Annotated in this window: 6 protein-coding genes and 1 pseudogene; 4 read left to right on the top strand and 3 right to left on the bottom strand. The window is 36.1% G+C overall.

Annotated elements, in window-relative coordinates:
- Positions 1-277: pseudogene (locus ACPDG9_RS15560) on the top strand (RHS repeat domain-containing protein); the annotation flags it as partial.
- A 95-nt stretch (positions 278-372) separates the two neighbouring features.
- Here the strand turns inward: ACPDG9_RS15560 and ACPDG9_RS15555 are convergent.
- Positions 373-1,968 (bottom strand): peptide chain release factor 3, encoded by a 1,596-nt coding sequence (locus tag ACPDG9_RS15555; RefSeq protein ID WP_430528623.1) that lies wholly within the window; start codon positions 1,966-1,968, stop codon positions 373-375.
- Positions 1,969-2,305: 337 nt separating this feature from the next.
- Between ACPDG9_RS15555 and ACPDG9_RS15550 the strand changes: the two genes are divergently transcribed.
- From ACPDG9_RS15550 to ACPDG9_RS15540, 3 genes are all read left to right on the top strand, one after another.
- Entirely contained in the window at positions 2,306-3,181 is an 876-nt protein-coding gene (locus ACPDG9_RS15550; protein WP_430528622.1) for a hypothetical protein, read from the top strand.
- Positions 3,165-4,538, top strand: coding sequence for a peptidylprolyl isomerase (locus ACPDG9_RS15545; RefSeq protein ID WP_430528621.1), 1,374 nt, complete (start codon positions 3,165-3,167; stop codon positions 4,536-4,538). Before ACPDG9_RS15550 ends, ACPDG9_RS15545 begins: the two co-directional genes overlap by 17 nt.
- Positions 4,539-5,079: 541 nt before the next feature.
- The gene (locus ACPDG9_RS15540; RefSeq protein WP_430528620.1) at positions 5,080-7,842 is read left to right on the top strand and encodes a bifunctional aconitate hydratase 2/2-methylisocitrate dehydratase; all 2,763 of its coding nucleotides are present in this window, start codon (positions 5,080-5,082) and stop codon (positions 7,840-7,842) included.
- A gap of 227 nt (positions 7,843-8,069) precedes the next feature.
- On the opposite strand, the gene ACPDG9_RS15535 is transcribed toward ACPDG9_RS15540, so the two are convergent.
- Positions 8,070-8,429 (bottom strand): four helix bundle protein, encoded by a 360-nt coding sequence (locus tag ACPDG9_RS15535; RefSeq protein ID WP_430528619.1) that lies wholly within the window; start codon positions 8,427-8,429, stop codon positions 8,070-8,072.
- A 68-nt stretch (positions 8,430-8,497) separates the two neighbouring features.
- Positions 8,498-8,834: hypothetical protein (locus ACPDG9_RS15530; RefSeq protein ID WP_430528618.1), on the bottom strand; the 337-nt coding region annotated here is incomplete at its 5' end.

Below are 8,834 nucleotides of genomic sequence, written 5' to 3'. Positions count from 1 at the left end.
CCAAACGATTTATCGCTATATTTGGGATGGGGATGTGCTGTTGCATGAGTGGCATTATCCGCTGCGTGAGCGCCCTGCATTAGAGGTAAAAGCCGATGGTCAGCTAGGGTATGCTCAAGCAGAGCCGATAGATCATCTGGTGACCTGGATATACGAAGCCAATAGCTATGTACCTTGTGGCAAAATTGTCGATGGTAAGCACTATAGCATCCTCAGTGATTATATCGGTAGACCAATTCAGTCGTATAGCGAAGAAGGAGCGCTGGTTTGTAGATAAGAAATCAAGCTAAAATAGATGACAAAAGAAAGAGGGAAACCTTTTTAGGACTCCCTCTTCTTATCTGAACAATACTTGTGTATCTATATACCTAATTATTTATTAATCTCTTCTGACGTGAAACCTAATTTTACGGTTGGGAATTTACTCTGTGTCATTTGGATGGAGAACTCGCTATCTGCTAAGAAAACCAATTGACCTGATTTATCAAAGGCTAAGAATTTTTGTTTGATGCGTTTGAATTCTTTGAACTCCTCGTTCTTTGGATCTTCTGGTCTAACCCAACACGCTTTATAAGCAGGGAAGTTTTCATAGGTACATTTAGCACCATATTCGTGTTCTAAACGGTACTGAATTACTTCGTACTGTAAAGCACCTACAGTTCCAATTACTTTACGACCATTCATCTCTAAGGTAAATAGCTGTGCAACACCTTCATCCATCAACTGGTCAATTCCTTTTTCCAACTGTTTTGATTTCATTGGATCTGCATTGTTGATGTATCTAAAGTGCTCTGGTGAGAAACTAGGAATTCCTTTGAAACTCATAATTTCTCCTTCGGTTAACGTATCTCCAATTTTGAAGTTTCCTGTATCGTGTAAGCCGACAATATCTCCAGCATAAGAAATATCAACAATCTCTTTTTTCTCTGCAAAGAAGGCATTTGGACTAGAGAATTTCAATTTTTTATTTTGACGTACGTGTAAATAAGGTGTATTTCGTTCAAACGTACCCGAAACAATCTTGATAAAGGCCAAACGGTCTCTGTGTTTCGGATCCATATTGGCGTGAATTTTAAATACAAACCCACTAAATCCTTTTTCTGTTGGTTCAACCACTCTTGTATCTGATTCTTTCGCTCTTGGTGATGGAGCAATTTGAATAAAGCAATCCAATAACTCTCTTACACCAAAATTGTTCAAAGCAGAACCAAAAAATACAGGTTGTAATTGCCCTTTGATGTATGCCTCACGATCAAAATCGGGATAGATCTCGTGGATGATCTCCAATTCTTCTCTTAATTTACTAGCAGGGTTAGCGCCAATTAACTGATCTAACTCTTCTGATGCTAGATCAGAAATCTTAATCACATCATCGATGTTTTTTCTACTGTCATCTGTAAATAAGTTGATGTTATTTTCCCAAATATTGTAGATTCCCTTAAAATCATACCCCATTCCAATAGGGTAGCTTAGCGGTGTTACTTTCAATTGAAGTTTTTGTTCGACTTCATCCATTAAGTCAAAAGCATCTCTACCTTCACGGTCTAATTTGTTGATGAATACGATCATGGGAATGTTGCGCATACGACACACTTCTACCAATTTTTCCGTTTGTTCCTCAACCCCTTTTGCCACGTCAATTACAACAATAACACTATCTACTGCTGTTAAAGTACGAAAAGTATCTTCCGCGAAATCCTTGTGACCAGGTGTGTCCAGGATGTTGATTTTCTTGTCTTTATAGTTGAAAGCCAATACAGATGTAGCAACTGAGATTCCCCTTTGGCGCTCAATCTCCATAAAATCCGAAGTAGCTCCTTTTTTAATCTTATTATTTTTAACTGCACCTGCTTCTTGAATTGCTCCTCCAAAAAGTAGTAATTTCTCGGTTAAGGTAGTCTTACCGGCATCGGGGTGAGCAATTACACCAAATGTTCTTCTGCGTTCTATTTCTGTTAAAAAACTCATCTCTAAAAAAATTAGGTTGCAAAAATACTCATTATTTGCTGAAAATAATAATAATGAATGGCAATCCTTCGTTAAGCAAGGAGATTCACTCGGAGCTAGGGGGTTTTGTAAAAAGTTATAAGGAAAGTAGAGCATAAAAATCCCCCATCAGATTGGAGAAAAAACTAAATAGAATGTTAATCCTTAAGGTAAATAAATGAGGTATTAGTAATATTGTTAATTACGTTTTTAAACTTGTTTATTTAAGCGTATTTTATCTGTTTTTTTAAAAATAATCTCGTTTGCAGCTTATAAATATTATTTTTGTTGGCAAGTAAAATCAAATGGACGTATGGTAATGAAGGATATCAAAGTAAAGTACATCAAATACAGTGTTGTTTTATTGGCCGTGCTTTTGGGCTATACGAGTTGTGATAACCAGAAAAAATTAGATGGAGATAATTATGTTGCTCGAGTAGATAACAAGTATTTAGAGCGTTCCTCTCTCCAGAATCTTGTTCCACCGCAGAGTACAGTAAAAGACAGTACCGCTATGGTAGAGCTGTTTATCAACAAATGGGCAACCAAACAATTGTTGATGGACGCCGCTGCATTTAATCTCTCTGACGATAAGAAAAAAGAAATAGACGAATTAGTCGCTAATTTTAAATCAGAACTATTAATTAAAGGCTATCTTGAAAAACTGGTCCAACAATCCGTTGATACCGTTGTTCGTGCAAGTGATTTGAAGGCGTACTACGATCAAATAAAAGGAGGGTTTAGAGTAGATGATATGTTAGTGAAATTATCCTATGTAAACATCCTCAATAACAATACCCATTTCAATAAAATAAAAAGTGGTTTTAATACTGGAAAAAACGTCAAATATGAGGTGTTAGATCAGTTGTCGCTACAGATGAAGTCGTATGTATTAAATGACTCACTTTGGGTTAATGTATCTCAGATTTATGAGAAGTTACCTTTTATTAATACCGAAAATAGAGAGCAATATTTAAAAAATAACACCTATTTCGAGGTTAAGGATGAAAATAGTACGTACTTTGTGCGTATCAATCAAGTATTGAAAAAAGGAGATGTTGTCCCTTATTCTTATTTAGAACCCTCTTTGCGATTGATGGTTTTAAATAATCGAAAAATGGAATTGTTAAAACAGATAGAAGAAGATATTTTAAAAGATGCAAAAAAAGATAAAAGTTATGAAATTTATCAGTAAGAAGGTGATGTTTGCACTGGGATTATCCTGTGTGATGATTGGCGGTGTGCAAGCACAAAACCCAGCGGGAAAAAGAAAGATTGATGGTGTAGTTGGTGTAGTTGGTGATTATGTAATCTTGGAATCAGAGATTGATAAAACCCTGTTGGAATTGAAGGCACAACGCATTCCTATTGATAACTTGTCAAAATGTGATTTATTTGAGCGTTTATTGGAAGATAAATTATATGCCCACCAAGCGGTTCAGGATAGTATTGAAGTAAGTGATTCTGAAGTAACGAGCTTTATGAATGAACAAATCAATCGAATGGTTGAAGAAGTAGGTGGGATTGATCGTATTTTAGGATTTTACAACAAAAAAACAGAAGAAGAATTTAGAGATTACTTCTACGATATCGTAAAGCAAAATAAGCTAACGCAAGCTATGCAAAGACATATTGTCGAGAAGGTGTCTATTACGCCTGAAGAGGTAAGACAATTCTTCAGGTCAATCCCCGAAGATGAGAGACCGACAATAGGAGACGAAATTGAAATTGCTGAGATTGTAGTTAAACCAGAAATTTCAAAAGAACAAAAGCAAAAGGTGATCGATCGCTTAAACGAAATGCGCAGTGATGTGTTAGATAATGGTGCTAGCTTTTTTAGTAAAGCCGTATTGTTTACCGATGATAAAGGATCTGCAGCAAATGGAGGATTTTATTCCATCACGAAGAAAGCTCCTTTTGCCAAAGAGTTTAAAGAAGTGGCCTTTAGTTTAGCAGAGGGAGAGATTTCAGCTCCTTTCGAAACTGAATTTGGATATCACATCATCTACCTAGAGAAAATTAGAGGACAACATCTTGATGTACGCCATATTCTATTGGTTCCCAAGCCAACAGAACAAGCGCTAGAAGAGGCGAGAAAAAAAGCAGAGAGTATTCGCGAAAAAATTGTCAATAAAGAAATTTCATTCTCTGATGCTGCAGCGGCTTCCTCAGATGATAAAGAAACCAAACAAAATGGTGGGGTATTGAGAGACCCAATGACAATGGATACTCGTTTTGATCTGAATAAGATGGAAGATAGAGATCTTTACTTCTTAGTGAACTCGCTGAAGGAAAATGAAGTTTCTCCAGTGTCTTTGAAAACAGATTATAGAGATCAAAAAAGTTACCGTATTGTAACAATTAACAAGCGAATTCCTTCTCATAAAATTGATTTTGTCGAGGATTATACGAAGGTGAAAAACATGGCATTGAACAAAAAACAAGAGGAAGAGTTACAAAAATGGGTCGCGAAGAAGATAAATGACGCCTATATTAACATTCAAGGGGAATATAGAGACTGCAAATTCCATAATAATTGGCTTAAAAACTAAGAAAATAATAATCTAAACGATTGAAAACGACATTTTAGCAATAGACTAAAATGTCGTTTTTTTATTAAATGAGAATGAAAAATTGAAATTTCTTACTTTTATAGGGTAAATAATAATTAATTTCAGATTTATTAATCACAAACGCTAAAAGTATTGTTGTTTATTCATCAAAGTAGAATGTTTATAAATAATAATTTTTGGATTTGAGGGAAATATTAAAAACTTTTGAAAATTAATTAGATTGATTAAATTTGCGACGACAAAAAATAAATACAAGTCAAAATCTCTTTTTGAGCAATAGGCTGAAGGTTTACTTTTTACCCTTACAAACAAGTGATAAAAGTTCTTGTACAATCACATAGAATTTGGATTACGCGTTTGGTAAAAGAGGCAAAAGAAGGCGGCTTCTCTTGTGTAAAAATAAATCAACAACCTTGTGAGAGAAGAAGTACAAGTGAAAAATTAACGAATACAAAATAATCAGTTATGGGGGAGAGGAGATCTTCGATTTTCATTAACCTGTAAGTAATAGATCTGAATTATGAGCTTTTATACCGATTACATCAACGAGATTGAAGAAAGAAAAAATCAAGGACTTAACCCTAAGCCAATTGATGGAGCTGAGCTATTAAGTGAAATTATAGCACAGGTAACGGATGCAGAGAACGAGCACCGCGCTGAATCTCTTAAACTTTTTATTTATAACGTTTTACCTGGTACGACTAGTGCAGCAGGCGTTAAAGCTAAATTTTTAAAAGAAATCATCTTAGGTGAAGTTGTAGTGAGCGAAATCACGCCTACTTTTGCTTTTGAATTGTTATCGCACATGAAGGGTGGACCTTCTATCGAAGTGTTATTAGATTTAGCTTTAGGTAATGATGTTGCTATTGCACAAGAAGCAGCTAAAGTATTGAAAACACAAGTGTACTTGTACGAAGCAGATACAGACCGTTTGAAAGAAGCGTTCTTAAACGGAAATGCTGTAGCAAAAGACATCGTGGAAAGTTATGCGAAAGCGGAGTTCTTTACAAAACTTCCAGAAGTAGATGAAAAAATTGAAGTCGTAACATTCATCGCTGGTGAAGGAGACATCTCTACGGATTTATTATCGCCAGGAAACCAAGCGCACTCTCGTGCTGACCGCGAATTACACGGATTGTGTATGATCAGTACTGAAGCACAACAACAAATTAAAGCCTTACAAGAATTACATCCAGGTAAAAAAGTGATGTTAATTGCTGAAAAAGGAACGATGGGTGTTGGTTCTTCAAGAATGTCAGGGGTGAATAACGTAGCACTTTGGACAGGTAAACAAGCGAGCCCTTATGTTCCATTCGTGAATATTGCTCCAATTGTTGCGGGTACAAATGGAATTTCTCCAATTTTCTTAACAACAGTGGACGTAACTGGAGGTATCGGTATTGACCTTAAAAACTGGGTGAAAAAAACAGATGCTAATGGGGAAGTAGTTCGCAATGACAAAGGAGAACCAGTATTAGAAGAAGTTTACTCAGTAGCTACGGGTACTGTATTGACTATTAATACAAAAACAAAAAAATTATACAATGGTGACCAAGAGCTAATCGATATTTCGAAAGCGCTAACACCACAAAAAATGGAATTTATCAAAGCAGGTGGTTCTTATGCTATCGTATTTGGTAAAAAAATCCAAACATTTGCTGCAAAATTATTGGGAACAGAGGCTCCTGTAGTTTTTGCTCCTTCTAAAGAAATTTCGGTTGAAGGACAAGGATTAACAGCTGTAGAGAAAATCTTCAATAGAAATGCAGTTGGTGTAACGAAAGGAAAAGTATTACACGCAGGTTCTGATGTTCGCGTAGAAGTGAATATTGTAGGATCACAAGATACAACGGGTTTAATGACGGCTCAAGAGTTAGAGGCAATGGCAGCAACTGTTATTTCTCCTATCGTTGACGGTGCTTACCAATCGGGATGTCACACAGCATCAGTTTGGGATAAAAAAGCGCAAGCTAACATCCCGAAATTGATGAAATTCATGAACGATTTCGGTTTAATTACTGCACGTGACCCGAAAGGGGAGTATCATTCAATGACGGACGTTATCCACAAAGTATTGAACGATATTACGGTAGACGAATGGGCAATCATCATCGGAGGTGACTCACATACAAGAATGTCTAAAGGGGTTGCTTTTGGAGCGGATTCAGGAACTGTAGCTTTAGCTTTAGCAACAGGAGAGGCTTCAATGCCAATTCCAGAGTCAGTAAAAGTGACGTTCAAAGGAAACATGAAAGAACACATGGACTTCCGTGATGTTGTACACGCTACTCAAGCGCAAATGTTACAACAGTTTGGTGGTGAAAACGTTTTCCAAGGTAGAATTATCGAAGTTCATATCGGTACTTTATTAGCGGATCAAGCGTTTACATTCACAGACTGGACAGCCGAAATGAAAGCAAAAGCGTCTATCTGTATCTCTCAAGATGATACCTTAATTGAATCATTGGAAATCGCGAAGAGCCGTATCCAAATCATGATCGATAAAGGAATGGACAATAAAAACCAAGTATTACAAGGTTTAATCAACAAAGCAAATAAGCGTATTGAAGAGATTAGAACAGGCGACAAACCTGCTTTAATGCCAGATGCAAATGCTAAATACTATGCTGAGGTTGTCGTTGATCTTGATATCATCGAAGAACCAATGATTGCCGATCCAGATGTAAACAACGAAGACGTTTCTAAACGCTATACACACGATACGATTAGAGAGCTTTCTTTCTATGGAGGTGATAAAAAAGTAGACTTAGGATTCGTAGGTTCATGTATGGTTCACAAAGACGACTTGAAAATCGTTTCTCAAATGTTGAAAAACATCGAAAAACAAACAGGTTCAGTGAAATTCAATGCACCTCTAGTTGTTGCAGCTCCAACATATAACATTATTGATGAGCTAAAAGCAGAGGGAGATTGGGAATACTTACAAAAATATTCTGGTTTCGAATTCAGTGATCTTTTACCTAAAAATAATGCACGTACTGAATATGAAAACATCATGTATTTAGAGCGTCCTGGTTGTAACTTATGTATGGGGAACCAAGAGAAAGCAGCAAAAGGTGATACCGTAATGGCTACATCAACTCGTTTATTTCAAGGACGTGTGGTAGAAGATTCAGAACGCAAAAAAGGAGAATCTTTACTAGCTTCTACACCAGTAGTTGTTCTTTCAGCTATCTTAGGTAGAGTTCCTACAATGGAAGAATATAAAGCTTCTGTAGAAGGAATTAACTTGACAAAGTTTAAACCAATTTCGACTAAGTAGTGAGTTCTTTTTAATAGAATATATACAATAAAAATGAGACCTTCTTTTTAAAGAGGGTCTTTTTTTTGTGCTGTTTGCTCGGTTTGTTTGGTTTGCTCGGTTTGTTTGGTTTGCTCGGTTTGTTTGGTTTGCTCGGTTTGTTTCTTTGCTCGGTTTGTTTCTTTGCTCGGTTTGTGTGGTTTGTGTGGTTTGTTCTTTGCTCGTTGTAAGTTAGCCTAATAGATGAATTAGTTTTTTAATTTTTGACGTAAACTGATTAGTTGATTCGTAATATGTTCTAATTTTTTGCGGAGATTAGTGTATTCTTCAACAGATATAAATTCCAGATCTAAACTTAAAATGAGAAAGTTAATTACTTCAATAGCGGAAGAGTATGAAATATTTATCATACGTGCTTTGTCTTTATTTGTTGCTCTTGCCATTCCTTCAGCTATATTTGCCATTACACTTAACATTGCTCGTCTAAGTTGTGAAACTAAACCATATTTTTCTTCAATAGGAAATTTCTTAGTGAGTATATAAATAGCTTTGGTTGTGTTTCTGGCATTCTGCCATACAGTGAGGTTTTCAAAAAAATATTGGTGCATATAATATAGAAAATAGGGGTTACAAGTTTATAGTTTATTCAAAATTTATTCCAATTTTTATTGAGTTTTTATATAAGAAATAAAATTCCATAAATCATACAAGCCAAATAAAGTACAAACCACAAACCACAAACCACAGAGCACAGAGCACAAACCGTACAAACCGTACAAACCGTACAAACCTCACAAACCTCACAAACCGTACAAACCTCACAAACCGTACAAACCTCACAAACCTCACAAACCTCACAAACCGTACAAACCGTACAAACCGTACAAACCTCACAAACCGTACAAACCGTACAAACCTCACAAACCGTACAAACCGTACAAACCTCACAAACCTCACAAACCTCACAAACCTCACAAACCTCACAAACCTCACAAACCTCACAAACCTCACAA

The organism is Myroides sp. C6-3, from assembly GCF_050522425.1.
Taxonomy (GTDB): Bacteria; Bacteroidota; Bacteroidia; order Flavobacteriales; family Flavobacteriaceae; genus Flavobacterium.
The sequence above is the reverse complement of the archived record's forward strand: the minus strand, read 5'-3'. Positions and strand labels throughout refer to the sequence as shown.

Coding starts and splice junctions, on each gene's coding strand:
- ACPDG9_RS15555 (WP_430528623.1), bottom strand. CDS start 1,968: ATGAGTTTTTTAACAGAAATAGAACGCAGAAGAACATTTGGTGTAATT.
- ACPDG9_RS15550 (WP_430528622.1), top strand. CDS start 2,306: ATGAAGGATATCAAAGTAAAGTACATCAAATACAGTGTTGTTTTATTG.
- ACPDG9_RS15545 (WP_430528621.1), top strand. CDS start 3,165: ATGAAATTTATCAGTAAGAAGGTGATGTTTGCACTGGGATTATCCTGT.
- ACPDG9_RS15540 (WP_430528620.1), top strand. CDS start 5,080: ATGAGCTTTTATACCGATTACATCAACGAGATTGAAGAAAGAAAAAAT.
- ACPDG9_RS15535 (WP_430528619.1), bottom strand. CDS start 8,429: ATGCACCAATATTTTTTTGAAAACCTCACTGTATGGCAGAATGCCAGA.